This is a genomic window from Corynebacterium sp. HMSC27B11, from assembly GCF_001815985.1.
GTDB lineage: Bacteria > Actinomycetota > Actinomycetes > Mycobacteriales > Mycobacteriaceae > Corynebacterium.
Map to the genome: position 1 here is coordinate 15,631 of NZ_KV823564.1, position 25,914 is coordinate 41,544.

The window sequence follows — 25,914 nt, forward strand, 5'->3', positions numbered from 1 at the left end:
CTCCTTTGAGGCGCCCGGCCTCGGTGTCGCTCTGGCGCCTGGCTGGCGCAGCGGCCGTCGTTTCCACAGGTCCGCTGCTGTTCTCGATCTTTTTCTTTAGGACGCCGCCAGCTAGCGCGAGAAAAACTTTCAAGGAGAAACGTGGCTTTTACGCCGGAACCAGCGCTGATTGAATCGGCCGGAAAAATTAATACTGAAAGCTTCGGTCGCAGGGTGCGCGTGCACTCGGTGGCCAAGGAACTGGGGATCACCAGCAAGGAGTTCATCGCCGTGCTGGGGGAGTACGGGATCACCGGCAAGGTGCCTTCCTCGACGCTGTCGAACGAGGAGGCCACCGACGTGGTCTCTCGTCTGGCTGGCGGGGGAGGGCTAACCCAGTCTGAGCAGCCAGCGGTGAAGGACGAGGCGGACGCCGCCGAGCCCGCTGCCGACAAGGCCGGGGACACGAAGAGCACTGCCAAGAAGGCGGGAGCCAAGAAGGCCGCTGCCAAGAAGAGCGCGAAGAAGTCCACGGCTAAGAAGGCTGCGACCAAGAAGAGCACCAAGAAGGCCGCTGCCAAGGAGGCGGCACCCGCGCAGGAGCTCCCGGAGCAGGATGCCGCACCTGAGGTGGCTGAGCAGCAGGAACAGCAGAAGCAGGCTGAGCCCAAGAAGGCCTCCCGCACGACTGCCCAAAAGAGTGCCCAAAAGAGTGCACAGAAGGCTAGCAAGAAGGCTGCCGCGAAGAAGACGACCAAGCGCACAGCCAGCAAGAAGGCGGAAGCCAAGAACGCCGAGGCGGAGAACGCACAGCAGCACCAGGCCGCTGAGGCGCCACAATCCCAGGCTGAAGAAGCGGCGTCCACGACCCCGGAGCAGCAGGCTTCTACAAGCGAGGAGGCTCCACAGCCCGCTCGCCGCCGCGTGCGCCGAATCGTGCGCCGCGTGGGCAGCCGCGCCATCCAGCAGGACACCGCAGCGAAAAAGGCGGAGGCCTCGTCCGAGGAGATGGCCGAGAAGCGGGAGCAGCCGAAGAAGGCCGAGCCGAAGAAGGCTGAGCCCAAGAAGAAGGAACAGAAGGCCGAGCAGCGCCCCGCCGAGCTTCAGCCCGCGGCCGAGGAGGAGACCCCGGCCGACCAGCTGCACCCGGGCGAGCGCGAGGAAGCGGACATCGTCGACGAGCCGGTGCGCCTGAAGGGCTCCACCCGCCTGGAATCCAAGCGCCGCTGGCGTGAGGAGAACCGCGAGCGCGGCCGCCACAAGGCCATCAGCCGCTCCGAGTTCCTCGCGCGCCGGGAGTCCGTGCACCGCCAGATGATGGTGCGCGACGCCGAGCGACACGACCACACCGGCCTGACGACCCAGGTGGGCGTCGTAGAAGATGGCCAGCTGGTGGAGCACTTCGTCACCAGCGACACCCAGCAGTCGATGATCGGCAATATCTACCTGGGCCGGGTGCAAAACGTTCTAGCCTCCATGGAGGCGGCCTTCATCGACATCGGCACCGGCCGCAATGCCGTGCTCTACGCCAGCGAGGTCAACTGGCACTCCCCGCACCTGCACTCCAAGTCCCGCCGCATCGACCAGGCGCTGCGCTCTGGCGACCAGGTGATGGTCCAGGTCATCAAGGACCCGGTCGGCCACAAGGGCGCCCGCCTGACCAACCGCATCAGCTTCGCGGGTCGCTACCTCGTGTACTTCCCGGGCGGCACCACCGCGGGTATCTCCCGCAAGCTGCCGGAGGCCGAACGCAAGCGCCTGAAGGAGATTCTGCAGCGCGTCGTGCCGGGGCAGGGCGGAGCGATCATCCGCACCGCCGCAGAAAACGTGGCCGAGGAGCTCATCGAGGAGGACGTCAACCGCCTCCACAAGCAGTGGCTGAACATCGAGAAGACTGAGGCTAAGGAGCGCAAGTCCAAGGGCGCGAAGCCCGTCACGCTCTACGAAGAGCCGAACATGCTGATCACGGTCATCCGCGACCTGTTCAACGAGGACTTCTCCGAGCTGCTCGTCGAGGGCGATAAGTCCTGGCGCATGGTCCGCGATTACATGGGTCGCATGGCCCCGGAGCTGATGGATCGGGTGCACAAGTGGCACCCCGAGCAGCATGCCGACGAGGACGTCTTCGCCGCGCACCGCCTCGACGACCAGCTCGCCAAGGCGCTAAGCAGGAAGGTCTGGCTGCCTTCCGGTGGTCACCTGGTCATCGACCACACCGAGGCGATGACCGTCATCGACGTCAACACCGGCTCCTTCGTGGGGTCCGGCGGCAACCTCGAGGAGACGGTCACCGAGAATAACCTCGAGGCGGCCGAGGAGATCGTGCGCCAGATGCGGCTGCGCGATATCGGCGGCATGATCGTCGTCGACTTCATCGACATGGTGCTGGAGGAGAACCAGGACCTGGTGCTGCGCCGCCTCATCGAGTACTTGGGTCGGGACCGCACCCACCACAAGGTCAGCGAGGTCACCTCGCTGGGCCTGGTGCAGATCACCCGCAAGCGTCTGGGCGCCGGCCTGCTGGAGACTTTCTCCACCACCTGTGAGTGCTGCGACGGCCGTGGCGTGATCGTGCATCCGGACCCAGTCGAGCAGGACTTTAGCGAGGAGCCGGAGCGCCGCCGCCGTTCCTCCCGCGGCAATGGTCGTGGCCGTGACGAGCAGGGCTCGAAGGAGCAGCGCAACAGCCAGGGCGCGCAGCAGCGTCAGGACGGACGCGGAGGCCAGGGGTCCAAGAACCACGGCCGTGACGAGCAGGGCGACCAGCGCCGTGAGAATGTGAAGCGCCACGCGGACAAGGGCTCCAAGTCCAAGGCCTCCCACGGCAAGGGCCGCGAGGACTCCCAGGACCACCGCAACTCCGATGGGCAGGAACGCCGCTCCGGTTCTGAGTCCGCTGCAGAGCGCGGCGGGGAGCAGAAGCAGGAGACGAGGACGTCGCGCCGGGGCGGTCGCCGTTCGGTTCAGCGCCGCACCAGCTCCGCAGCCAAGGACGCCACCGGCCGCGCCGAGCAGGGGTCCGCGGAGAAGAAGCAGCCAGCCGGTCGATCGGGCGATGAGTCCCAGGCCAGCCAGGGGCGCGCTCCGCGTCGGGTGGTTCGTCGCCGCATCGTGCGGCGCACGGCACCTAGCCAGCAGCGTGATGGCTCTGGCCAGCGACGGTCTGCGGCGAATGCGGATGCCCCGGAGCTGAAGATTTCCTCCCGCGAGGACCGTGGCTCTGAGCAGCGGGATGAGCAGAAGAAGTCCGAGCGGGGTTCCCAGGGGGCGCGACGCCGGGGCCGTCGGGTGGTGCGCTCGACGCCGCGTGCTCGCCAGTCGGGTGCGGGTCAGGCTGGTTCGCTCAAGTCTCACGGGGAGCAGGGCGAGCAGCAGCGTTCCGGGCAGAATCGAGGTTCGGCGGGAGATCGTCGCAACGCCGGGGCGCGACGCTCTGGGACCCGGGGTGCGGGGAAGTACGGTGCCAACACCTACGAGGAGGCGGTAACGGAGTTCGAGAACTCGCCACGCCGTCGCCGCCGCACCCGCGGCAATTCCGTGTCGGATCGCCGTCCGCAGCCGGAGGACTTCGGTCAGCAGGCCGAGGCTGGCCAGGCCAAGGATGAGCCCAAGCGGGAGGGCCGGGGCGCCGGGAAGTCCGAGCAGTCGGCGAAGGGTGAATCCCAGGGCAGGGCGCGGGGCCGTCGCCGCCGGGTGGTGCGCAGTAGCCCGCGGCGCTAGCCCCAGGGCAGCGCTCTCCCTTCACGGGTGGGCGCTCAGCCCGCGGTCATGCCTGAGCCACCGTTGCGCGTTCGGCTGCGGGCGGGGAAGGGAGGGGAGCGATCCTGTTTCGCCACATCAGCCTCACCCTTCACAGCCTGGCGGTTTCGCCGGGCGCTACCTGCGATGGGCTGGAAAAAGATTTTGGTTTTCCAGCCCCTGCTGGGTAGTATTGAGCAGTCGCTGTTCATTGCCCCTAACCGGGCCCGGCTTGTTATGCCGAAATGAACACACTTAATTTTGCATATTGTCCAGTCAGGATGCTCGCGTCGCACGTGGGATCGTCGTCGAGAGCTGCCTGAGTCGAAGAGATTTATAAGGGGTAGCCCTACCATGTACGCGATCGTCAAGACCGGCGGCAAGCAGTACAAGGTTGCCGAAGGTGACCTCGTCAAGGTCGAGAAGATCGAGGGTGAGCCAGGTTCCGCCGTGGCTCTCACCCCGGTTCTCGTCGTCGATGGCGCGGATCTGACCTCCGGCGACAAGCTGGAAAACGTCGCCGTGAACGCAGAGATCGTCGAGCACGTTCGTGGCCCGAAGATCCGCGGAATGCACTACAAGAACAAGACCGGTTACAAGCGCCGCTGGGGCCACCGTCAGGCCCTGACCGTGCTGAAGATCACCGGCATCAAGTAATAACCGAGACGCGTCCGTGCTGAGTGCGCGGGTGCTCTTACTTCTTCCCGAGGAGGGAGACTCATGGCAACTAAGAAGGGTGCTTCTAGCTCCAGTAACGGTCGCGACTCCGAGGCAAAGCGTCTCGGTGTTAAGCGCTTCGGCGGCCAGCAGGTCAAGGCGGGCGAGATCCTCATCCGTCAGCGCGGCACCAAGTTCCACCCAGGTGTGAACGTTGGTCGCGGCGGCGATGACACGCTGTTCGCACTGAAGGCTGGCGCCGTCCAGTTCTCCACCAAGCGTAACCGCCGCCTGGTGAACATCGTGGAGGACGAGGCCGTCGAGGCTTAAAGCCCGCGGTTTTCAAACCCCACGAGCACGAAGCTCCCGCACTTTCCGCCCCACCGGGGCGAGGGCGGGAGCTTCTTTGCATTATTCGCTAAAATTTGAATCCGATCGAAGGAAGGACTTACATCCATGTCGCAATTCGTTGACCGGGTCGTTCTGCACCTCAAAGCCGGCGATGGCGGCAATGGCTGTAACTCCGTGCGCCGCGAGAAGTTCATGCCCCTGGGCGGGCCGGACGGTGGCAACGGCGGCCACGGCGGAGACATCATCCTCGAAGTTGACCCCCAGGTGCACACCCTCCTGGACTTCCGCTTCTCCCCGCACGTGCGGGCCGAGCGTGGCAACAACGGCGCCGGCGACGACCGGCACGGCGCTCGTGGTAAGGACCTGACCCTCCACGTCCCGCAGGGAACCGTCGTTATCGACGAAGATGGCGAGGTCCTCGCCGACCTCGTCAGCCCCGGGCAGAAGGTCATCGTCGCCCAGGGCGGCTTCGGTGGGTTGGGCAACGCCTCCCTGGCCTCCAAGACGCGCAAGGCTCCGGGCTTCGCGCTGCTCGGTGAGCCCGGCGAGCAGAAGGACGTCACCCTCGAACTGAAGTCCATGGCCGACGTCGGCCTCGTGGGCTTCCCCTCGGCGGGTAAGTCCTCCCTGATTTCCGTGCTCTCCGCGGCCAAGCCCAAGATCGCGGACTACCCCTTCACCACGCTCGCACCGAACCTCGGCGTGGTCAGCGTGGATCACGATACCTTCACTATCGCCGACGTCCCGGGCCTCATCCCCGGCGCCAGCGAGGGCCGCGGCCTCGGCCTGGACTTCCTCCGCCACATCGAGCGCACCGCCGTCCTGGCGCATGTCGTGGACGCAGCCGCGCTGGAATCCGAGCGCAATCCGCTGGACGATATCCGCGCCCTCGAGCACGAACTGGATAGCTACCAGAGTGAGCTCAGCGCCGATGCGGGCCTGGGCGACCTCCGGGAACGTCCCCGCGTCATCATCCTGAACAAGATGGACGTCCCGGACGCCGAGGACATGGCGGACCTGCAGGAAGAGGAGTTGAAGAAGTTCGGCTGGCCGATCTTCCGCATCTCCACGGTCGCGCGCACCGGGCTCAACGAGCTGCGGTTTGCCCTGATGGACATCGTCCGGGAGCACCGCAAGAAGGTCGAGGACACCCCAGCGCCACAGCAGGTCATCCGCCCGCAGTCGGTGGGGCCGAAGCGCAAGGGCCGCTTCGCGGACTTCGAGGTCCACGAGGATAAGCAGAACCCGGGCGCGTTCATCGTCACCGGGCACAAGATCGACCGCTGGATCCTGCAGACCGACTTCGAGAACGACGAGGCCATCGGCTTCCTCGCTGACCGCCTGGCCAAGGCAGGCGTCGAGGAAGCCCTGTGGCAGGCCGGTGCCGTGGACGGTTCCGATGTCACCATCGGCGGGATCACCTTCGAGTGGGATCCGCAGACCGTGGCGGGCGTGGACCAGACCCCAGCGTACGGCCGCGGCAAGGACCGCCGACTGGAGCAGACGGACCGCGTGACCGCAGAGCAGCGTAAGCGTGCCTCCCAGGCACGACGCGGCCTGATCGACGAATATGATTACGGCGACGGCGAGGTCGCGGACACCGAGCGCTGGCAGGGTTAGCGCGACGTTGAGTAGCGAATTAGATAACGTTTAGATAACTCAAAAGCCTCAGAATTCATAAGTAATTTGGCATACTGGTGGGCATGTCTGCAGCGAGCAACGAAAATTCAATGCCCACACAGCAGCTAGATGCCACCACGATGCCGGAACCCGGCACCGTGCGTCACCGCATCGCCAATGCCAAGCGGCTGGTGGTGAAAATTGGATCCTCGTCCCTCACCGACGAGTCCGGCCGCGTGGACCCCGCCCGCATCGACACCATCGCCGATGCTCTGGAAGCCCGCATGTCGGATGACACGGACCTCATCGTCGTCTCCTCCGGTGCAGTGGCCTCGGGCATGGACCCGCTGGGCCTGCGCCAGCGCCCCAGCGACCTGGCCACCAAGCAGGCGGCCGCCTCGGTGGGCCAGGTGCTGCTCGCCCAGGAGTGGGGGAGGAGCTTCGCCCGCTATGGCCGCACCATCGGCCAGGTGCTTCTGACCGCCGCCGACGCCGGCCGCCGCGACCGCGCCCGCAACGCGCAGCGCACCATCGACCGCCTGCGCCAGCTCTCCGCCGTACCGATTGTCAACGAAAACGATACGGTCGCGACCTCCGAGATGCGCTTCGGCGATAACGACCGCCTCGCCGCCATCGTCTCCCACCTCGTCTTCGCGGACGCCCTCGTCCTGCTCTCCGACGTGGATGGTCTCTACGACCGCAACCCGAACGAGCCGGATGCGCAGTTCGTCTCCGAGGTGCGCAGCAGCAACGACCTCTCGGGCGTCGCAGCGGGCGACGGCGGTCGCCTCGGCACCGGCGGCATGGCCGCGAAGGTCACCGCTGCCCGCCTGGCCTCCCGAGCGGGCGTTCCGGTGCTGCTGACCTCCACCGAGAACATCGCCCCAGCCCTGGAAAGCGCGTCCGTGGGCACCTGCTTCTGGCCCGAGGAAGATCGCCTGTCCGCGTGGAAGTTCTGGGTGCTCTACGCCGCCGAGTCCCGCGGCGCACTGCAGCTCGACGACGGCGCGAAGAAGGCCGTGGTCGACGGCAACAAGTCCCTCCTCGCAGTCGGCGTCACCCAGGTCATGGGTGACTTCAACCGTGGCGACATCGTGGATCTCGTGGGCAGCGACGGAAAGATCTTCGGCCGCGGTGAGGTGAACTACGACGCCACCGACCTGGTCCCGATGCTGGGACGCCACACATCGGAGCTTCCGGGCGACGCGCAGCGCCCTGTGATCCACACCGATTACCTCTCTTATTACGCCAACCGGCAGCCACCCCGCCGCCAGCAGCTGCCAATTTAGCCCCACGATTCCTTTGGCCCGCCAGGGCAGACCCAAATTTTCCCAACGATGAAAGAGGCACGATGAGCGAAAAGAACGATAACCTTTCCCCACAGCGTCAAGCCGAGCGCGAAGAAGTGCTCGCCAAGGCCGCCAAGGCGAAGCAGGCCAGCCGGGTCGTGCTCACCACCCAGCAGAAGAATGATCTGCTGCTCGCCGCCGCCGACGCGCTGATCTCCAACACCGACGCGATCCTCGAGGCCAATGCCAAGGACGTCGCCGCGGGCCGCGAGGCCGGTTTCGACGACGCCCTGATCGACCGCCTCGCCCTGGACGCTGGTCGCATCGAGGGCATCGCCGGCGGTCTGCGCCAGATCGTCGGCCTGCCGGATCCGGTGGGAGAGGTCGTCCGAGGCCACACCCGCCCGAACGGCATCGACCTCAAGCAGGTCCGCACTCCGCTCGGCGTGATGGGCATGGTCTACGAGGCTCGCCCGAACGTCACCGTCGACGCCTTCGGCCTGGCCATCAAGTCCGGCAACGTCCCGCTGCTGCGCGGCTCCCGCTCCGCCCGCCAGACCAACGAGAAGCTGGTGGAGCTGCTGCAGGACGTCGCCGCCGAGCAGGGTCTTACCCGCGACATCGTCCAGCTGCTGCCGTGCGATAGCCACGACTCCGTCCAGGACTTGGTCACCGCTCGTGGCCTGGTCGACGTCGTCATCCCGCGCGGTGGGGCGCGACTGATCGAGGCGGTTGTTCTGAACGCGACCGTTCCCGCGATCGAGACGGGCACGGGCAAGTGCCACTTCTACATCGACGCCTCCGCCGACCTGGACGAGGCGATCCAGCTGCTGCTCAACGGCAAGACCCGCCGCTGCTCGGTGTGCAATGCGACCGAGACCGTCCTGCTGGATGCGGCTCTTTCTGATGACGCCAAGAAGCGTGTCTTCGCAGAACTGGCTGCTGCCGGCGTGCGCGTCCACGGCGTGAAGGCCGAACTGGATAGCCTGGCCGAGGACGTGGTGGAGGCCACCGAGGAGGACTGGACCGACGAGTACCTGAGCTTCGATATCGCCGCCGCGATCGTCGATGGGGTGCGCGGCGCGGTGGAGCACATCACCACCTACAGTTCTGGCCACACCGAGGGGATCTCCGCACGGGACTACGAGGTGCTGCGCTACTTCGAGAAGCACGTGGATGCCGCCGCGCTCTCCCTGAATACCTCCACCGCCTGGACGGACGGCGAGGAGTTCGGCTTCGGCGCGGAGATCGGCATCTCCACCCAGAAGCTGCACGCCCGCGGGCCGATGGGCCTTCCGGAGCTCACGAGCACCAAGTGGGTGCTCACTGGCGAGGGTCAGACCCGCCCCTAGGCGACACAGCGCGCACCGGCCCCGCGACCCCGGTGCGCTAGCCTAAGCAGCATGACTAACCCCCCGTCCCCGGCCACGGAGGCTCCCGCGAACCCCGACCCGCCGCGCCGCGTCGGCGTCATGGGTGGAACCTTCGATCCCATCCACAATGGCCACCTGGTCGCCGCGAGTGAGGTTGCGGACCGTTTCGACCTGGACGTTGTCGTCTTCGTCCCCACCGGGCAACCCTGGCAAAAGAAGGGTAAGCGGGTCTCCCCGGCGGAAGACCGCTACCTGATGACCGTCATTGCGACCGCCGCGAATCCGAGCTTCCGGGTCTCCCGGGTGGACATCGACCGCGGAGGAAACACCTACACGGTCGACACGCTGGCGGATATGCGCAAGATCTACCCGGACGCGGAGCTGTTCTTCATCACCGGCGCGGACGCGTTGAACCAGATCATCACCTGGCGGGACTGGGAATCCATGTTCGACTTGGCGAACTTCGTCGGGGTGACCCGGCCTGGTTACGAGCTCTCGATGCTGGACTCCCCGTTGGCCCGGGAAGTGGAAGCCGGGAGGTTGAGCCTGGTGGAGATCCCCGCGATGGCGATCTCCTCCACGGACTGCCGGGAGCGCGCGATGAGCGGCCGGCCAGTCTGGTACCTCGTCCCCGACGGGGTGGTGCAGTACATCGCCAAGCACCGCATGTACGCCGATTAGGCGACATTCAGCAACCTACGGCGCCCCGCACTGCCCGACGCGCCGGGAACAGGCGGAGCCCTCGCGGATGCCCCGCTATCATGGGGGCCAGAGCATACTTCTTTAGAAAGGTTTCGCTTGACCGCACAACCAGAATCCATCGCCCTCGCCAGTCTCGCTGCCCAGGCGGCAGATGAGAAGAAGGGCGAAGACATCCTCGTCATCGACGTCTCCAACCGCCTGGCCATCATCGACTGCTTCGTGATCGTCACCGGCGATAACGAGCGCCACGTGCAGTCCATCGTTGACGAAGTCGAGGATCACCTGGCCGAAAATGGCACGAAGCCCCTGCGCCGCGAGGGTCGCGGCGAGGGACTGTGGGTGCTGCTGGACTACGGCGACGTCGTCGTCCACGTGCAGCGCCGCGCGGAGCGCGAGTACTACGCGCTGGACCGTCTCTTCCTCGACGCCCCACAGATCGAGGTCGAGGGCGTGGAGCAGGTCGATCGCGGCGCCAACTGGGATCCGGATGCTGAGGTGGATGTCCTCGACGTCCAGACCATCGACGACCTGCCGCTGGCTGGCCCAGAGCCCGACGCCGACGAGCTCTAAAACCCGGCCACGATCAAAACGACCGAGAAGAACACCGCCATGACTGCTAACGCGAGCCAGCGCAGGCTCATCCTGATGCGCCACGGAGAGACGGAGTACAACTCCGCAGGGCGCATGCAGGGCCAGCTGGACACCCCGCTATCGGAGGTTGGCCGGCAGCAAGCCCGCGACGTCGCCGCGGTGGCCCGCGACTGGAACGTCACCAAGGTGGTCGCCTCCGACCTGGAGCGCGCGGTGGAGACAGCGAGTATCGTCGCCGAGGCCTGGGGGCTGGACGTCGAGATCGACCCCCGGTTCCGGGAAACGCACCTGGGGGACTGGCAGGGCGGATCCCACATCGAGATCGACGAGCAATACCCCGGCCAGCGGGCGTATTGGCGCCACGATCCGCGCTGGTCACCGCCCCGTGGGGAGACCCGGCTGGATGTGGCCGAACGCACCGCGGCCGGGATCGCGGACCTCATGGCCTCCGATGCCTTCGATGGCACCGTGCTGGTGGTGGCGCATGGTGGGTCGATTGCGGCGCTGACCTCGCGCTTGCTGGACGTGCCGGCGGAGCACTACCCGGTATTCGCCCGGCTCGGCAACGCGCGCTGGGCCGAGCTGGTGGCGCGTCCGCACTTCCCGGTGTCTGGGCAGGGGGACGGGCCGCAGACCGCGCCCGCGGTGGACGGTTCGACCGTTCCTGAAGTGCCGGAGGCCGCGGCCGAGTGGTGGCTGAGCCCGCGCTGGTACCTGGAGGGCTGGAACGTCGGAGTAGAGGTTCCGGGCCAGCAGCTGGACAACCCGGATGAAGGGGGCGCAGCACGGTGACCGTTCATGTGATCACGGATTCCTCCAGCTGCCTGCCCCGCGAGCTCGCCGACGCTGCGGGCGTGACGGTGGTGGATCTGTATACCTCGGGGCAGGGGGCAGAGAAGACCACCGCCGGGCTGGGGGCGTTGGAGTTGACCGCTAATTATGCCCGCCTGCTGGAACGCAGTGGGGACGATGGCGTGGTCGCACTGCATCTATCCAAGGAGCTGTCCTCCACCTGGTCCAACGCGGTGACCGCAGCCGGGGTGTTGGAGAGCAAAGTGCGCGTCGTGGACACGAACACGGCGGGCATGACGCTCGGTTACGCCGCGCTGGAGGCCGCCCGGGTGGCTCGCGCCGGCGGCAGCCTCGACGAGGTGGCCGACGCCGCGGACCGGGTGCTGAGCACCGCGACCCTGTGGCTGTATGTGCACAAGATCGATAGCCTGCGCCGGGGTGGGCGCCTGTCCACCGCGCGCACGCTGCTGACTACCGCTCTGGCGATCAAGCCGATCCTCAAGCTTGCGGACGGGGAGCTGCAGCTGGCGGCGAAGACCCGCACCCAGGCCAAGGCGATGGCGAAGCTGGTGGAGATGGCCAGCGAGGTCGTCGTCGCCGAGGCTGATGCCGCGGCCGAGGAGGGGCGCAAGCCCCGCCGCATGAAGATCGGGATTATGCAGTCGGAGGCGGTGGAGCCCGCCAAGCACCTGAAGCAGATGCTCGAGGAACAGTTGGCTGAGCTTCCAGCGCAGCTGGTGGAACGGGCCCTGAAGCCGGAAAAGTCGAAGAAGTCCGAGAAGGCTGATAAAGCCGACAAGGCGGCGAAGGCTGCGCAGGATGCCGCGGCGGAGACTGCCGATGGGGGTGCTTCGGCCGAGCCGACGCCGCCGACTCTGCCCGAGGTCGACGTCGAGCTCTACGAGGTCTCCGAAGGAATCGCGGTTCACACGGGTCCGGGTGCGATCGGTGTGGCCGTGGTCTGCGACTAACCTGCCCCATCCACAGGTCGGGGTTGTCCACAGGCCCCAGGGTTTTTGGCGTGGGGTTACCTTCTGCTTCGGTGGGAGTGCCCGGCAACCGTGATTCGCTGGGCGGCATGGGAGGCAGTTTTCAACGCAAGCAGGATCACAGCGCGCTCCAGGAACGGATCGCCGCGCTGACCCAGCCGATGCCGGGGCACGAGACAGCGCTTGTGGACTTCGAGAAGCGCTCCTGGTTGAGTGCTGCGTCGGCGAAAGTGCTGGTGGGGATCGTCGCCGCTGTGGTGATCGCGGTGGGTGGCATCGGATTGCTCACCCGGACAGGTGACGAGGCAGAGGACGTCATCAACCCGGCGGGCAGGAACGTTCATAGCGAGGATGCCGAGAGGGTGCTTTCCGCGGATGGGGACGGGGCCGGCGGTGCGGCGGCGAAGGATGGTGCCGCCGGTGACGGGGACGCTGGAGCCGACGCCACCAGCCAGGGCGGTGGCTCCGGTGCGGCGGCGGGCGACGGGAAGCAGGACGACGACGCGGCGGTCGTCGTATCCGTGCAGGGCAAGGTCCGCACCCCGGGGCTGCTGGAGATGACCGGAAAACAGCGGCTGGGCGATGCGATCAATAAGGCCGGCGGGGCATTGCCTGGGGCGAATCTCAATAACGTGAACCTGGCCGAGAAGGTTTCCGACGGCCTGCAGGTCGTCGTGGACCAGCACGGTTCCTATGTGCTGCGGCCGGGTGAGGCCGGGCCGGCTGGTGCTGGTGGCCCGTCGGGCGGTGCAGCGGGCGGTACGTCGGCTGGCGGGTCTGGTGGTAGCGGGGCCGGGGGAGGTGCAGCTGGCGGGAAGGTCAACATCAACTCCGCGGACGCCACACAGCTTGAAACGTTGGACGGGGTGGGACCTGCCACGGCCAAGGCGATCGTCGAATGGCGGGAGGCCAACGGGCCATTCCGCTCCGTGGAGCAGCTCATGGAGGTCCGTGGCATCGGGCCGGGCAAACTCGCTGCGATGAAGGACGGGGTCAGCTTGTGAGCGTGCGGAGCCACCCGGGTGAGAAGACCCAGGCCGTGGCCTCAGTTGCGGGCCGTAGGCCCCCGGAGGCGGCCCGAGATCCGCGCTCACCCGATGCGCAGCGTGCCCGCCGTGGCCCGGACCTCAGGCTGCTGCTTCCCGCCGCGGCCGCGTGGGCGGCAACGGCAGCGACGATTCTGCTTCGGGGCCCGTGGGTGGCGGTCGCTGCGGTGGTCCTTGCGGTCGTTGCGGCCGCGGTGCTGGGCTCATCACGAGTGCGCAGCTACCTGCGTTGGCGCGGGCTGCTTCGGGCGGCCGGGTGGAACCTCGTGGTCGCACTGGCCATCGCCAGCCTGGCCGCGGCGGGCACAGCCCTGCAGGTCAGCCGGGTGGATAATCACCCGATGGTGCGCGAACTCAGCGCCAGCGGATCGGGCGGCCAGCAAGGCGAGAGCAGCGAGAGGGAACCGAGGGGCCACTACCGGGGAGAGGTCACCATCGCCGGTGGGGCACGGGTGCTCAACGGCGGCAGCCTGAAGATCCCGGTACGGATCACTGGGCTGGGCGAGCTGCCGCTATTTGTGAACGACCGCCACCGAAGCCCGGAGCTGCTTAATGCTCAGCCCGGCACCACCCTCGAGCTCGCGGCGACGGTGCGGGCCGATGAACGCCCTGGGCTGGTGCCCGCCAGACTATCCGCAACCAGGGAGCCCACCATCACGGCAGAACCACGGGGTCTCATGGGGATCTCCGCACGGCTGCGCCGGAACATCAACGAGCTGGCCAGCGCCGGGCCGATGGCCGCGCTGGCCAACCAGGCGTGGTTTTCCGGTGCGGAGGCGCTGATCCCCGGCATGCTCATCGGGGATATCTCACAGATGCCCCAGGACATTCGGCAGCACTACATCGTCAGCGGGCTTTCCCACCTGACCGCCGTCTCCGGGCTGCACGTCGCCGTGCTCATCAGCGCGGTGACCATCGCCGCCACCGCGTGCGGGGTGTCCCGGCGGGGCAGGTGGATCATCGTGATGGGCACCCTCGTGGCCTTCGCGATAGTGGTGGGTCCGCTGCCGAGCATCCTGCGCGCCGGGTTCATGGGAATCGTCGGGGCGGTGGCGGTGTTGAGCTCCCGCTGGAGCGACTCGCTGGCAGCCCTTGGCGGGGCGGTTCTGGCTCTGGTGCTGATCCGCCCCGGCATGGCGGTGGAGTACGGCCTGCTGCTCTCGGTGCTGGCGACCGTGGCGATCGTGACTGCCGGACCCCGGATTGGCCGCTGGCTCATCGTGGGTTGGGGCCGGTTCACCCAGCGCCGCTGGGCTCGCGAGCCACGGGTGGTCGAGGGGATGATCCTGCGTGCTCTTGCGGTCTCCTTCGTCGCCGATGTGGCGACCCAGCCGGCGATCGTCATGATGACGGGCATCGTCTCGCCCGCGGCGGTGCCCGCCAACCTTGCGGTGGGGTGGGCGGTCGCCCCGCTGATGGTGCTGGCGCTCGCTGCCTGCCTCGTCGGCAGCGCTGCCTTGCTCCTCGGTATGCCTGCGGGCCTGGCTGCCTGGCTACTCGTCCCCGCGGCCCCGGCGGCGTGGTGGATCCACGCCGTGGCCGAGCGCTGCTCGCGCACCTGGGTGCTGCACACCCCTGGCGGCCCCGGGTGGGCGCTGGTCTGGGCAGCGATGCTCGGGGCGATGATCCTCGCGGCCATGGGTGTGCTGTGGTGGCAGACCATCCCCGCGCTCATCGCCTGCGCGATGCTCCTCGTACGCATCGGCACCTGGCAGCTTGGGCCCTACGAGGCAGCGGCACCCGCGCCGGGCTGGGGCAGCGACCTCGGTGCCGAGCCACGCTGGACGGTCGCGGTCTGCGGTAAGGGTGGCGAGACAACCGGCTGGCAGCTTCGCTATCCCACCGGCACGCGCCAGCCCTGCCAGACGCCGCGGGGGAAGCTCACACTGCAAGCGGGCGGCGTCGTCGAAAAGAAAGGGGAACAGGCAGCGGCCGGAGAGCCGAAGGTAGTGACGGTGAACAGCGATGCGCAGGCCTTAAGCGTCCGGGAGGCAGCGCTCATCGTCGTGCTGGACTGCGAAGGGCCCGCCGAGGGCACGGGGAGGCGCAGCCACGGGCGGCCAAGCCAGACGCCGGGTGGGGTGCCCGTGCACTATCCCTGCGCCGATGGGGCGGGGCTGCTCACACCGAAGGGGCTGGTTGTTTCCGGTGGCCCGCGATGATCTGGCATGATTTTGGGCATGGCACGTGGCGAACAGGCGAGCAAGAAACCCCCGGCGATCTCCGCGGTCAACATGATCGTGGGCGCGGAGGAATTCCTCGCCGAGCGGCAACGCTTCGCCATCGTCCACGCGGCTCGCAAGAACGCGGGCAATCCAGACCTACCCGTGGAGCTGCACAAGGCCACCAACCTGAGCGAGCCGCAGCTCATCGAGCTGCTGAGCCCCTCGCTGTTCGCAGAGGACCGGATCGTGGTGATCTCCGGGGTCGCGGACTGCGGGAAGGAGACGGTGGCGCTGCTGAAGTCCGCCATCGAAACCCCGGCTGATGGCGTGGTACTGATCCTGCTGCACAGCGGGAAGGGGCGCAATAAGCGGCTGGTCAATGAATGGCAGAAGCTCGGGGTCCGGATCTTCCCAGCAGAACCACTCCGGCCCCGGGAGCGGCGGTCCTTCGTGGAGCAGGAGTTCCGCTCCTATGGGGTGAGCGTGGGGCCGGAAGTCGTGGACCGGATGCTCGACTCGGTGGGCTCCGATCTGCGGGAACTGGCGAGTGCGGTGAGCCAGCTGGTCGCGGACACCGATGCGAACGTCACCCCGGCTGCGGTGCAGCGCTACTACCAGGGGCAGGCGGAGGTCACCGGTTTCGATATCGCGGACCTGGTGCTGGCTGGCCGCCAGGGGGAGGCCGTGGCCGCGGCGCGTCGGGCGATTCAGCTGGGGGTGCCACTGGTGCTCATCGCCTCGGCGCTGTCTACCGCGATGCGAGACGTGGCGCGCGTGGCCGGTGCTGGACGGATCGATCCACGGAGGGATGCGTCGGCCTTCGGGATGGCGCCCTGGAAGCTAGAGAAGACGCTGCGGGTGGCCAGGCAGTGGCCCCCGGCGGCGGTGTCCCGGGGCGTGCAGCTGGTCGCGCAGCTGGATGCTGGGGTGAAGGGGCAGCTGCCCGCCCCGGAATATGCGGTGGAGGACACGGTGCGACAGCTCGCGGGGCTCATCGCCCGCCGTTAGTGCTGTCGCCTGGTGGCGGTGTAATCCGGCGACCACCCCATAGCCTCCCCCGACCGGGGAACTAGACGCCGAAGCCGGCCCAGACCCCGGAGTGGATCGCCTGGTCGTAGCGGGATCCGAAGTCGTAATTGCGGGTCGCCTCCCAGCGGGTATCCCCCAGGTGCGCGCCGATCAGCGCGCCCGTCAGCGCGGCGCGGGAGTTGCGGTTGCCCTCCCAGCTCACGGCGACGTGCAGGAAGTCCTGCGGGGCGTAGCGCTCGGCGTTGTCCAGGTAAAGCTGCGCCAGGAGCAGCGCGGAGGCCGTCGCGGAACCCGCGCCCCAGCCGCGCCCCAGGATCTTCAGGAACTTGTGGGCATCGCGGTAGAGCTCCTCGAAGTCGCCGTTGGCCAGCATGGGGCTGATCACCTTGCGTACCTCGATCACGCGGTTGACCAGCTCGATGAGCGGCACATCCGGGCCCGGCAGGTCCGTGATGAGCGCGTTCTCCAGGTCCTCGATGATGTCCGACTTCTCCTGGTCGGTGAGGATCGTGTCCTCATCGAAATGCCGGTCGCCCGCCAGCCCGGAGGCCACGTCGAGCAGATCCGAACCCGGATCCGCGAGCAGCGCGCACGCCACGACCGCTGCCGCCGCACGTGCCGGGCAGGAGTCGTGGGTCAGCGTGGTCTGCAGCACGCTCCAACCCACGCCGGTGCCGCCCTGGCCGAGGAACGCGGAGGCCGAGGAACGCAGCACCGCGCCCGAACCAGGGGAGTGGGTCGATACCTTGTCCCACTCCTTGGGGCCGTGTTCCAGCAGGCGGTCCAGGGACTCGGTGTTCGACGCGCCCGGGTAGCGCTGGTAGTCCGGGTCCCGGCGGTACGCGATGAACTGGCTGGCGATGGTCTCCATGCCCTCGTCGCGGTCCATGTCGCCCTCGTCGATCGCCCGCATCGCGGCGGTCAGCGCCAGCGTCATCTGCGTGTCGTCGCTGATCTTCAGCTGATCCGGCAGCGGGGTGCTGTCCGACTGGGGCTCGGCGTTATAAGGAAAGCCCCATGCGTCCCCCAACGCGGTGCCGAACAGTGCCGAACGGAAGCGTTCCTTCATAGAACTTGTGGCTCCTTGGATTCTCAAAAAGAGGAGTGCGAAATTGCGGTTTCGCAGGAAAGCAAAAAGGGACCGGAGAACCGATCCCTTCGTACTCTAGTGGAACCCCGCGGCGGAGAAACCCCCGCGCTGCGCGGTCCCCCTGAAACGGCGTACTTTACTTCATGCCGTTCAGGTGTGCGGCCATGCGGGACTTCTTGTTCGCCGCGTTGTTGCGGTGCAGAACGCCCTTGGTGACGGCCTTGTCGTACAGACGAGCAGCAACGCGCATCTGCTTCTCGGCTGCATCCTTGTCGCCGGCCTCCACGAGTGCGTGGAACTTGCGGGACTCGGTGCGCAGACGGGAGCGGACTGCCTTGTTGCGCTGACGTGCGATCTCGTTGGTGAGAACGCGCTTCTTAGTCTGCTTGATGTTTGCCATGTGCTGGCTACCTCTTCCTTAAAAATCAGTGTTCGTGACAACCATGGTGGCCGAGTGTGTCCAACGACGTTCTCTCACACGATGCCCAAGGTCCTGCGCCGTGCGGCCGGTGGCCCGAATCCGCCATGGGGAACTCGAGGAATTTTAGCAGCTGCGTGGCGCGAAACCTAACCGGCCTAGTGCCAGCCGTAGTCCTCGCGGAGCCGCTGGGCGATGCGGTCGTAGCGCCGTTCCGGCATGTGCAGCCCGCGCCGCAGGATCTGCGACTCCGGGATTTCGAGGATCTTGTCGAGGCGCACCCAGCTTTCGCTGCGGTTCATGTCCCACGCGCCCGGCCCGATCGCGGTCCAGTTGTCGTGATTGCGGTGCTCTTCGTTCGACGAGATCAGCAGGGTCAGCAGCGTGTGGTGGTTACGTCCGACGATGAGGACGGCGCGTCGTTGGATCTCTGCCCCGCGGTTGGGGCGAATGTCTGCCCACACCACCTCACCGGGGTCCGCCTGGCCGTCCATGTCTGGTGCGTAGATCGTGGCGCGCGCGTGCACATGCGTTGGTGTTTTGACGGTGGGCTCGGGCGGCACGTAGCGCACGCTCGCGGATTCCGTGAGCCCCAGCTCGGAGTTCAATAGCTCGAGCCCCTCGGCCAGGTTCCCGTAGTGCCGGAAGTGCCGGTTGAGCAGCCGGGTGATCCGGCCGGGCCGGTCCTGCTGCTTCGGTTGCGGTGGCGTCCTGTCGAAAAGGGGCATAGCGCTGATCTTATCGCGCCCGGTAGGCGGGGCGTGCGGAACGAGGCGCGACGATAGTGCACAATCCGCGGAACATAGTAGGGTTTGGATAGCGATTTACCCCCGCACGGTGCTGGGGAGAAGTGGCTTGAAGGAGAGTCGAGGAGTACGGCATGAGCGCCAAGCAGAAGAACTACGCCATCGAGACGTTTACGGAGCCCGAGCGGATCCGAAACTTCTGCATCATCGCGCACATCGACCACGGGAAGTCGACGCTGGCGGACCGCATCCTCGACCTCTCCGGCGTCATCGAACACCGCGATATGCGCGACCGCTACCTGGACAACATGGAGCTGGAGCGGGAGCGCGGCATCACCATTAAGGCGCAGAACGTGCGCATCCCGTGGGTGCCGAAGTCCGGTGAGCACGAGGGCGAGGAGCTGGTTCTCCAGCTCATTGATACCCCGGGCCACGTGGACTTCACCTACGAGGTCTCCCGCGCCCTCGAGGCATGTGAGGGCGCGATCCTGCTGGTCGACGCAGCCCAGGGTATTGAGGCCCAGACCCTGGCGAACCTCTACCTCGCGATGGATAAGGACCTGGAGATCATCCCGGTCCTGAACAAGATCGACCTCCCGGCCGCCGATCCGGAGAAGTACTCCCAGGAGCTGGCGAACATCATCGGCTGCGAGCCGGAGGAGGTTCTGCGCGTCTCGGGTAAGACGGGTGAGGGCGTGCCGGAGCTGCTGGACCGGGTCTGCGAGCTTGTCCCGCACCCGGTGGGTGACCCGGATGCCCCGGCCCGCGCGCTGATCTTCGACTCGGTCTACGACACTTACCGCGGCGTGGTGACCTACGTCCGCATGATGGACGGTCGCCTGAATGACCGCGAGAAGAACAAGATGATGTCCACCGGGACGGAGCACGACACCCTGGAGATCGGTGTTGTCTCCCCGGGGCCGACGAAGACTAAGGGCCTTGGCGTGGGCGAGGTGGGCTACCTCATCACCGGTGTGAAGGACGTCCGCCAGTCCAAGGTCGGCGATACCGTCACCCTGGCGCACAACGGCGCGACCGAGCCGCTGCAGGGCTACGCGGAGCCGAAGCCGATGGTCTACTCGGGTCTGTTCCCGATCTCCGCGGACCAGTACCCGGAGCTGCGCGAGGCCATCGAGAAGCTGCAGCTCAACGACGCCTCCCTGAGCTTCGAGCCGGAGACCTCCGTCGCCCTGGGCTTCGGTTTCCGCTGCGGCTTCCTGGGCCTGCTGCACATGGAGATCACCCGCACCCGCCTGGAGCGGGAGTTCGGCCTGGATCTAATCTCCACCGCCCCGTCCGTGGTCTACCGCGTGATCCAGGAGGACGGCACGGAGACCTTCGTGCGCAACCCGTCCGACTGGCCGGGCGGCAAGCTGCAGGCGGTCTACGAGCCGATGGTGGATATGACGATCATCGTGCCGGAAGCTTTCCTGGGTGGGACCATGGAGCTGTGTCAGTCCAAGCGCGGCCAGATGAAGAACATGGACTTCCTCTCCCAGGACCGCGTGGAGCTGCGCTACCGCATCCCGCTGGGCGAGATCATCTTCGACTTCTTCGATTCCTTGAAGTCCCGCACCAAGGGTTATGCCTCCCTGAACTACGAGGAGGCCGGCGAGGAGCAGGCGGACCTGGTGAAGGTGGATATCCTGCTGCAGGGTGAGCCGGTGGATGCGTTCAGTGCGATCGTGCACCGCGAGAATGCTCACTACTACGGCAACAAGATGGCCGTGAAGCTCAAGGATCTGATTCCGCGCCAGCAGTTCGAGGTGCCGATCCAGGCTGCCATCGGTTCGAAGATCATCGCGCGTGAGAACATCCGCGCGCTGCGCAAGGACGTCCTCGCGAAGTGCTACGGCGGTGACATTTCGCGTAAGCGCAAGCTGCTGGAGAAGCAGAAGGAAGGTAAGAAGCGCATGAAGAACATCGGTACCGTCTCGGTGCCGCAGGAGGCCTTCGTCGCTGCCCTGTCCACCGGGGGCGAGGACTAACTTCCTTCCTTTATGACGACGACCGGCCGCCAAATTTGGCGTCGCCGGGTCGTTGTGTATTTCAGCTGCTCTGGGTTGTGCGCGTGAACCCGTGGGCTCACGCGGCGGGAGGGCAAGCGGGCTTTGTGATCCTTAGCTGCCGAATCCTGCTGTGCAGAGGCGTTGGCGGCACTGCCTGAGTCGGCGGCATCGTTGGAATCTTCAGATCCGCAGGCGCTTAATCCCATCGCGGCGACGGTGAGTAGGACTAGGGCAGGCATGCGCTTCATGAAAATGCCCTTAAGCAAAGCAAAGATTCGTATTAATGAAGAAGCCTAGCGCTTCCGCTAGTCATTCACAGTGAGAACAACCTTTCCCAGCGCGTGGCCCGACTCGACCTCCTGGTAGCCCTCGGCGGCGGCGCTGAAAGGTAGCTCTCTGCCGATCACCGGGCGCATCGCGCCGTCCGCGACCAAGCGGGCGAGCTCCGCGAAACGCTCTTGGGTGCGGATTCGAGTGATGCCACTGCCACCCAGGCGGGCGGCCAGCTGCTTGTCTGCGGCGCTGCGGATCGCGCCCTCTGGTGCAAGGTGCGCCAGCCCCTCCAAGACCTCGCCGCCGACTAGATCCAGGATGCCGTCCACTGGTGGAACGGTGACGTGGGAACCGGTCTTGCCTAGCTCCGCGGTGTCCATAAACCGCGCCCCCAGGCGCTCTACCAGCGCCTTCTTGCGAGCACTGGCAATGCCGATGACCTCAATGTCGAAATGCCGCGCTAACTGCAGGGCATGCGTGCCCACACCGCCACCTGCGCCGATCACCAGCAGACGGGCGCCCTCATCCGGCCAAGTCTCCAGGTCGTGCAGTTCTGCCAAAGCGTCGTAGGCGGTCCCGGCAGCCGCGGGGAGGCAGGTGGCATCCGTGGCCTCTACACCGCTGGGGATAGCTGCGGTCGAGGTGGCGTCCAAAAGAACAAGAGCATCGCTCGCAGCACCAGTGCCGGAGAAAGCCGAGCCGAAGACGCGATCACCTGGTGAGAAACCGGTAGAAGGGTCGGCCTGCACGACGGTGCCGGCGGCCTCGCGGCCCATGGCCATGGGGAAAGAGACCGGGAAGGAACCCTGGCGCTGGCCATTCCGCACTTTAATGTCGCCGGGGTTCAAGCTGATCGCCGTGGGGCGGATCAGCACGCTGCCGGGCTGCCAGGTGAGGTCGGCGACGTCGAGGAAGCGGGTGACATCGGGGCCGCCGAAGGATTCAAAGCCGAAGATGCGCATGAACCCCATGGTAGGGGTCCGCTAGTTCTTGGCGAAGCGGCGCATGGGGAAAGCGAACAGAGCCCCGGAGATGTTGTGCCAGACCGCGGCGATCGCGCCCGGGATAGCAGCCTCGGAGCTCCAGTACGTGCCCGCCATCGCGGAGGACAGGCCTGCGGATTGGGTGGCGACCTCGATTATGACGACGACCCGGCCGCCAAACTTGGCGTCGCCGGATCGTTGTGTATTGAAGCTGTCTCTGGGTTGTGCGCGTGAACCCGTGGGCTCACGCGCCGGGAGGGTGAGCAAGCTCTGTGAGCTTTTAGTCCGCGACCGGGGTCGGGACCTCCTCTGGGTTTGCCTGCTTGGTTTCCTGCTGTGCGGGCTGTGCGGCGCGCTTGGCGTCGATGCGGCGGGCCAGGAAGGCGAAGATCGCGCCGGAAATGTTGTGCCAGACCGCGGCGATCGCGCCCGGGATAGCAGCCTCGGGGCTCCAGTACTTGCCTGCCATCGCGGAGGACAGGCCTGCGGACTGGGTGGCGACCTCGATGGAGGTGGTGCGGGCGACGGCCTGTGGGTAACCGAAGACCTTGGCTGCCAGGAAGCCCAGGCCGTAGCCGATGGCGTTGTGCAGGATCACCGCGATGAGGGTGAGCAGGCCGACCTGGGCGAGGGTGTCGGAGGACTTCGCGACAGCGGGGAAGACCACTCCACCGATGGCGATGATGGACAGCCACGGCAGGATCGGCAGCAGCGCGGTGACGAAGCGGTCGAAGATCACGCGGATGACCAGGCCGCCGACGACGGGCAGCAGCACCGTCTGGACCAGGGACCAGGCCATGTTCGCGCCGTCGACCGGGGTCTCCTCACCGGCGAGCAGCAGCATGATGATCGGGGTGGCGATGGGGGACAGGATCGTCGACACGGAAGTCATGGCGACGGAGAGGGCGACGTCGCCCTTCGCGAGGTAGGCGACCACGTTGGAGGTGGTGCCGCCGGGGACGGAGCCCAGCATCAGCAGGCCGATGGCGAGCATCGGGTTGAGCCCCAGCAGCTTGGCGACCGCGACCGCGCCCAGCGGCATGATGATGAACTGGGCGACGACGCCGATGAAGATCGGCCAGGGGCGGCGCAGGATCTCCTTGAAGTCCGGCAGGGTCAGCGTGAGCCCCATGCACAGCATGATGATGGCGATCATCGTGGAGACGTGCGGGGCCAGCGGGGTGAAGGTGCCCGGGGAGAAGAAGGCCAGGGCAGAGCCAGCCAAGATGAACGCCGGGAAAGCGAAGACGGCGATACGTGCCGAGCGCTCTTCGGCGTCCACGGTGGTGGTGTTCGTGGTGTTGTCGTGCTGTGTCATAAACCCACTATATGGGATTAAGTTCCCAAAGTGTGAAACGGGGCGGTTTTGTGCTGAGTATGGCTAAGCTGGAGCGAAAGTGTTCAACAGAGCGCGGCCGTCAGCCCGGCGGGCGCAGCGCGCGTGAGGATTAAGGGAGGTGTGCGCGATGTTGACCGGCGGAGAAGGATCCACGACCTGGTTCACGAGCGATCTGCATCTTGGGCACCCCTTGGTGTCCGGCATTAGGGGTTTCGGCGAGGACGAGGCCGGGGTCGCCCGGCACGACGCCACGCTGCTAGGCAACCTTCGCGAAGCCCTGCAAGAGGGGGATCACCTGTGGATCCTTGGAGATATCTCCAGCGGCTGGGAACCACAAGAAGAGGCAGCACTCGACAAGATCCAGGCGGCACTGAAGGCGGATGACATGCCGCGGGTCTACCTCCACCTGGTGAGCGGAAACCACGACTCGACCCATCCACTGCACACGCACGCCTACCTGCGCCAGCCCCGCTTCCTGGAGGTCTTCGATTCTGTGCAATCGATGCAAAACCTCCTCTGGGAGGGACACACGGTGTGGCTCAACCATTTCCCGCGCCCCGGCCAGGACCATATCCCGGGTGGTTCCCGCCACGACGAGCTGCGCCTGGACGTGCCCTGGATGCTGCACGGCCACCTTCACTCGCCGACCCCCATCACCGGGGCCGGCCAGGTCGACGTGGGTGTGGACCCCTGGGGGCTGAAGCCGGTGGTCAAGGAGGAGCTCATGGAAACCCTCATGGCCTCCGGGAGGGACTAAGCACTGAGCTGCTCGAGGGTTTGCGCTGAGAAAAATCGGACAGGCTGCATTGCTCTGAGAAGCCTCTAAGGTAGGGTTAATCCGAAAACCTCGTGCCCTCAGCTGCATTTCTCCTGCTGCGGGCGCCCCTGGACGTTGAAAGGTGGGAAGACCGTGAAGTTCAATATTCGCACTGCCGCGACACCGGCGCGCTCGCTCGCTGCCGTACTCCTCGGTGCGGGCCTTACTGTCTCCGCCGTCGCTGGCCCGGTTGGTGCAACGAACGCGGCGAAGCAGGAAGCGCTTGCAGCGTGGCCCGCGACGTCCGAAGATCTGGGCAAGTACATCGCCAACGTGCCAGCCGAGACGACGATGGCCGTCGTCACCCCGAAGGGGATCGCGAAGACCGGCAATGCCGACGAACCGCGCCCCGGCCTGTCCGTGATGAAGATGTATATCGCGGACTACGTCCTGAAGTCCGGGGACAAGTCCGGCCGGGACTGGTACCTCACGCAGAAGATGCTGCGGATCTCCGACGACGATGCCGCTAATCAGCTCTATAAGAAGTACCCGGAGGCGATCACCAAGACCGCCCAGCGCTATGGCCTGTGGAGCACCGTGGCGGGGGATAAGTGGGGCACCTCGCTGACGAGCGCGACGGACGCCGCGGTCTTCCTCGATAATCTGCGCAAGCACACCCCCAACTCCCCGGTGTTGTTCTGGATGGGCACGGCGGCCCCTGTGGCCAGCGACGGCACCCGCCAAAACTGGGGCACCGCGCAGCTGCCGGGCGCCGAAGGCACCAAGTGGGGCTGGTCCGATTACGGCCAGACCGCGGTGAGCTCCGCCAGCTACGGCGCGAATTACACCGCCGCCGCCTTCACCTGGGGTGGGCCTGCCAAGCAGACGGAAGATGTGAAATCCGCCCGCCCACACTCCTGGTAGTCGCTTAAGTCACCTAGACTGGTTCCTCAAGAAAAGGGTTCTTCCCTTGAAGGAGGAAACAGACTGTGAATAACAACCGCGACAACGCAAGCGGCCGTCCGAACTGGAACTACGAGGACGACGACGCCGAGACCTCGTTCTTCCCCCGCGTCAACGACGAGGGCTTTGACCAGGCCGACGGCGGTTTCGACGGAAACGACGATGCGACGCGCGTCATCCGCCCGGAGCAGGGGCCGGATCACGGGTCAAATCACGCTGCCGCCGATCAGTTCGACACCCAGTACCTCCCGGATGGGTTCGGTGACTACCCCGACCACGGGGCCGCGCAGTACCCGCCGCACGGGGCGGCCGGGCAGCCGGACTACCAGAACGGGCAACCTCCCCAGTATCGCCATGATCAGCCCCAGTACCAGCAGGGCCCGCCCCAGTACCAGCAGGGCCCGCCACCGGGCTACGGTGCCAGCTACCCGGGGCCGCAAGGGCCAGGCCCACAGCAGGGCTACCGGCAGCCGCCGAATGGCTACCCGTCGCGCCAGCCACAGCAGCACGGCAATCCCCAGTTCAGCGGCGGTACCCCTGGGCAGAATGGTCAGGGCAAGCGGCGCACCCCAGTGGGCCCCATCTTGGGAATCCTACTGGTCATCGCCCTGCTGATCGGCGGGTTCATGTGGTGGAATAACCGTTCCGACGAGTCGGCGGACGCCGAATCCTCGACCTCCACGACGTCCACCACCACCGTCACCACCGAGCCGAGCACCGAAGCGCCGGAGACGCAGGAGGAGCCCAGCCGCGGTCCGAACCTGGATGACCTGCGCAACCGCCTCGGCGGTCGCGATAACCAGGACCCGGGTGGCCAGCCGGGAGGGGACACCAACCCCGCGCCGGAGGGAAATAACCCGGGCAACGGCACCGGCGGCATCGAGTTGCCCGACACCGACCAACTCGAGCAGGACCTGCGCAACCGCGCCGACGATCTGCTCAACCAGCTGGGCTAGTATCCGGCGCCTGCCGGCGGGGCGTTGCGGCGCGCCCCCCTGGGCACGCTTAAGAAGGT

At 66.6% G+C, this 25,914-nt stretch carries 22 protein-coding genes; 17 read left to right on the forward strand and 5 right to left on the reverse strand.

Annotated features, from left to right (window positions below; genetic code table 11):
• The first annotated feature begins 141 nt into the window (after window positions 1-141).
• The 13 genes from HMPREF3097_RS06400 to holA all read left to right on the forward strand — a co-directional run bounded on the left by HMPREF3097_RS06400 (window position 142) and on the right by holA (window position 16,300).
• Window positions 142-3,699, forward strand: coding sequence for a translation initiation factor IF-2 N-terminal domain-containing protein (locus tag HMPREF3097_RS06400; RefSeq protein ID WP_070761583.1), 3,558 nt, complete (start codon window positions 142-144; stop codon window positions 3,697-3,699).
• A 372-nt stretch (window positions 3,700-4,071) separates the two neighbouring features.
• Window positions 4,072-4,374, forward strand: a complete 303-nt coding sequence (rplU, locus tag HMPREF3097_RS06405) for a 50S ribosomal protein L21 (RefSeq protein WP_012360616.1) — start codon at window positions 4,072-4,074, stop codon at window positions 4,372-4,374.
• A gap of 63 nt (window positions 4,375-4,437) precedes the next feature.
• A complete protein-coding gene (gene rpmA / locus HMPREF3097_RS06410) occupies window positions 4,438-4,704 on the forward strand; it encodes a 50S ribosomal protein L27 (protein WP_012360615.1) in 267 nt (88 codons plus the stop codon).
• Window positions 4,705-4,830: 126 nt separating this feature from the next.
• Complete coding sequence (gene obgE, locus HMPREF3097_RS06415) at window positions 4,831-6,345, forward strand: GTPase ObgE (protein WP_070761584.1); 1,515 nt, start codon at window positions 4,831-4,833, stop codon at window positions 6,343-6,345.
• Window positions 6,346-6,455: 110 nt separating this feature from the next.
• A complete protein-coding gene (gene proB, locus HMPREF3097_RS06420) occupies window positions 6,456-7,634 on the forward strand; it encodes a glutamate 5-kinase (RefSeq protein ID WP_371260090.1) in 1,179 nt (392 codons plus the stop codon).
• Between the two features lie 62 nt (window positions 7,635-7,696).
• Window positions 7,697-8,986 carry a glutamate-5-semialdehyde dehydrogenase gene (locus HMPREF3097_RS06425; protein WP_070761585.1) on the forward strand — a complete coding sequence of 430 codons (1,290 nt, stop codon included), beginning with the start codon at window positions 7,697-7,699 and terminating at the stop codon, window positions 8,984-8,986.
• Between the two features lie 51 nt (window positions 8,987-9,037).
• A complete protein-coding gene (gene nadD / locus HMPREF3097_RS06430) occupies window positions 9,038-9,688 on the forward strand; it encodes a nicotinate-nucleotide adenylyltransferase (RefSeq protein WP_070761586.1) in 651 nt (216 codons plus the stop codon).
• Window positions 9,689-9,805: 117 nt separating this feature from the next.
• A complete protein-coding gene (gene rsfS, locus HMPREF3097_RS06435; RefSeq protein ID WP_070761587.1) occupies window positions 9,806-10,279 on the forward strand; it encodes a ribosome silencing factor in 474 nt (157 codons plus the stop codon).
• Window positions 10,280-10,318: 39 nt separating this feature from the next.
• Complete coding sequence (locus tag HMPREF3097_RS06440; RefSeq protein ID WP_070761588.1) at window positions 10,319-11,092, forward strand: histidine phosphatase family protein; 774 nt, start codon at window positions 10,319-10,321, stop codon at window positions 11,090-11,092.
• A complete protein-coding gene (locus tag HMPREF3097_RS06445; protein WP_070761589.1) occupies window positions 11,089-12,063 on the forward strand; it encodes a DegV family protein in 975 nt (324 codons plus the stop codon). The genes HMPREF3097_RS06440 and HMPREF3097_RS06445 overlap by 4 nt, the downstream gene beginning before the upstream one ends.
• A gap of 50 nt (window positions 12,064-12,113) precedes the next feature.
• Entirely contained in the window at window positions 12,114-13,085 is a 972-nt protein-coding gene (locus HMPREF3097_RS06450) for a ComEA family DNA-binding protein (RefSeq protein ID WP_246821309.1), read from the forward strand.
• Complete coding sequence (locus HMPREF3097_RS06455; protein ID WP_070761591.1) at window positions 13,082-15,289, forward strand: ComEC/Rec2 family competence protein; 2,208 nt, start codon at window positions 13,082-13,084, stop codon at window positions 15,287-15,289. Before HMPREF3097_RS06450 ends, HMPREF3097_RS06455 begins: the two co-directional genes overlap by 4 nt.
• 6 nt (window positions 15,290-15,295) lie before the next feature.
• Entirely contained in the window at window positions 15,296-16,300 is a 1,005-nt protein-coding gene (gene holA, locus HMPREF3097_RS06460) for a DNA polymerase III subunit delta (protein ID WP_070761592.1), read from the forward strand.
• A gap of 61 nt (window positions 16,301-16,361) precedes the next feature.
• Here the strand turns inward: holA and HMPREF3097_RS06465 are convergent, their stop codons facing one another.
• From HMPREF3097_RS06465 to HMPREF3097_RS06475, 3 genes are all read right to left on the reverse strand, one after another.
• Window positions 16,362-17,390, reverse strand: coding sequence for an ADP-ribosylglycohydrolase family protein (locus HMPREF3097_RS06465; RefSeq protein WP_070761593.1), 1,029 nt, complete (start codon window positions 17,388-17,390; stop codon window positions 16,362-16,364).
• A gap of 157 nt (window positions 17,391-17,547) precedes the next feature.
• Complete coding sequence (rpsT, locus tag HMPREF3097_RS06470) at window positions 17,548-17,811, reverse strand: 30S ribosomal protein S20 (protein ID WP_012360603.1); 264 nt, start codon at window positions 17,809-17,811, stop codon at window positions 17,548-17,550.
• 176 nt (window positions 17,812-17,987) lie between these two features.
• On the reverse strand, window positions 17,988-18,557 hold the full coding sequence (locus HMPREF3097_RS06475; protein ID WP_070757614.1) for a type II toxin-antitoxin system PemK/MazF family toxin: 570 nt from the start codon (window positions 18,555-18,557) through the stop codon (window positions 17,988-17,990).
• A 152-nt stretch (window positions 18,558-18,709) separates the two neighbouring features.
• On the opposite strand from HMPREF3097_RS06475, the gene lepA reads away from it, so the two are divergent.
• Window positions 18,710-20,563, forward strand: a complete 1,854-nt coding sequence (gene lepA, locus HMPREF3097_RS06480; RefSeq protein ID WP_070761594.1) for a translation elongation factor 4 — start codon at window positions 18,710-18,712, stop codon at window positions 20,561-20,563.
• Between the two features lie 326 nt (window positions 20,564-20,889).
• Here the strand turns inward: lepA and HMPREF3097_RS06485 are convergent, their stop codons facing one another.
• On the reverse strand, window positions 20,890-21,819 hold the full coding sequence (locus tag HMPREF3097_RS06485; RefSeq protein ID WP_246817964.1) for an NADP-dependent oxidoreductase: 930 nt from the start codon (window positions 21,817-21,819) through the stop codon (window positions 20,890-20,892).
• A 301-nt stretch (window positions 21,820-22,120) separates the two neighbouring features.
• The gene (locus tag HMPREF3097_RS06490; RefSeq protein ID WP_070761595.1) at window positions 22,121-23,158 is read right to left on the reverse strand and encodes a bile acid:sodium symporter family protein; all 1,038 of its coding nucleotides are present in this window, start codon (window positions 23,156-23,158) and stop codon (window positions 22,121-22,123) included.
• A 148-nt stretch (window positions 23,159-23,306) separates the two neighbouring features.
• Between HMPREF3097_RS06490 and HMPREF3097_RS06495 the strand changes: the two genes are divergently transcribed.
• The 3 genes from HMPREF3097_RS06495 to HMPREF3097_RS06505 all read left to right on the forward strand — a co-directional run bounded on the left by HMPREF3097_RS06495 (window position 23,307) and on the right by HMPREF3097_RS06505 (window position 25,855).
• A complete protein-coding gene (locus HMPREF3097_RS06495; RefSeq protein ID WP_070761596.1) occupies window positions 23,307-23,936 on the forward strand; it encodes a phosphoprotein phosphatase in 630 nt (209 codons plus the stop codon).
• A gap of 153 nt (window positions 23,937-24,089) precedes the next feature.
• Window positions 24,090-24,860 carry a serine hydrolase gene (locus tag HMPREF3097_RS06500; protein WP_070761597.1) on the forward strand — a complete coding sequence of 257 codons (771 nt, stop codon included), beginning with the start codon at window positions 24,090-24,092 and terminating at the stop codon, window positions 24,858-24,860.
• Window positions 24,861-24,925: 65 nt separating this feature from the next.
• Window positions 24,926-25,855 (forward strand): hypothetical protein, encoded by a 930-nt coding sequence (locus HMPREF3097_RS06505; RefSeq protein WP_070761598.1) that lies wholly within the window; start codon window positions 24,926-24,928, stop codon window positions 25,853-25,855.
• The last annotated feature ends 59 nt before the right edge of the window (window positions 25,856-25,914 follow it).

Coding starts and splice junctions, on each gene's coding strand:
- rplU (WP_012360616.1), top strand. CDS start 4,072: ATGTACGCGATCGTCAAGACCGGCGGCAAGCAGTACAAGGTTGCCGAA.
- rpmA (WP_012360615.1), top strand. CDS start 4,438: ATGGCAACTAAGAAGGGTGCTTCTAGCTCCAGTAACGGTCGCGACTCC.
- obgE (WP_070761584.1), top strand. CDS start 4,831: ATGTCGCAATTCGTTGACCGGGTCGTTCTGCACCTCAAAGCCGGCGAT.
- proB (WP_371260090.1), top strand. CDS start 6,456: ATGCCCACACAGCAGCTAGATGCCACCACGATGCCGGAACCCGGCACC.
- HMPREF3097_RS06425 (WP_070761585.1), top strand. CDS start 7,697: ATGAGCGAAAAGAACGATAACCTTTCCCCACAGCGTCAAGCCGAGCGC.
- nadD (WP_070761586.1), top strand. CDS start 9,038: ATGACTAACCCCCCGTCCCCGGCCACGGAGGCTCCCGCGAACCCCGAC.
- HMPREF3097_RS06440 (WP_070761588.1), top strand. CDS start 10,319: ATGACTGCTAACGCGAGCCAGCGCAGGCTCATCCTGATGCGCCACGGA.
- holA (WP_070761592.1), top strand. CDS start 15,296: ATGATTTTGGGCATGGCACGTGGCGAACAGGCGAGCAAGAAACCCCCG.
- HMPREF3097_RS06465 (WP_070761593.1), bottom strand. CDS start 17,390: ATGAAGGAACGCTTCCGTTCGGCACTGTTCGGCACCGCGTTGGGGGAC.
- rpsT (WP_012360603.1), bottom strand. CDS start 17,811: ATGGCAAACATCAAGCAGACTAAGAAGCGCGTTCTCACCAACGAGATC.
- HMPREF3097_RS06475 (WP_070757614.1), bottom strand. CDS start 18,557: ATGCCCCTTTTCGACAGGACGCCACCGCAACCGAAGCAGCAGGACCGG.
- lepA (WP_070761594.1), top strand. CDS start 18,710: ATGAGCGCCAAGCAGAAGAACTACGCCATCGAGACGTTTACGGAGCCC.
- HMPREF3097_RS06485 (WP_246817964.1), bottom strand. CDS start 21,819: ATGCGCATCTTCGGCTTTGAATCCTTCGGCGGCCCCGATGTCACCCGC.
- HMPREF3097_RS06490 (WP_070761595.1), bottom strand. CDS start 23,158: ATGACACAGCACGACAACACCACGAACACCACCACCGTGGACGCCGAA.
- HMPREF3097_RS06495 (WP_070761596.1), top strand. CDS start 23,307: ATGTTGACCGGCGGAGAAGGATCCACGACCTGGTTCACGAGCGATCTG.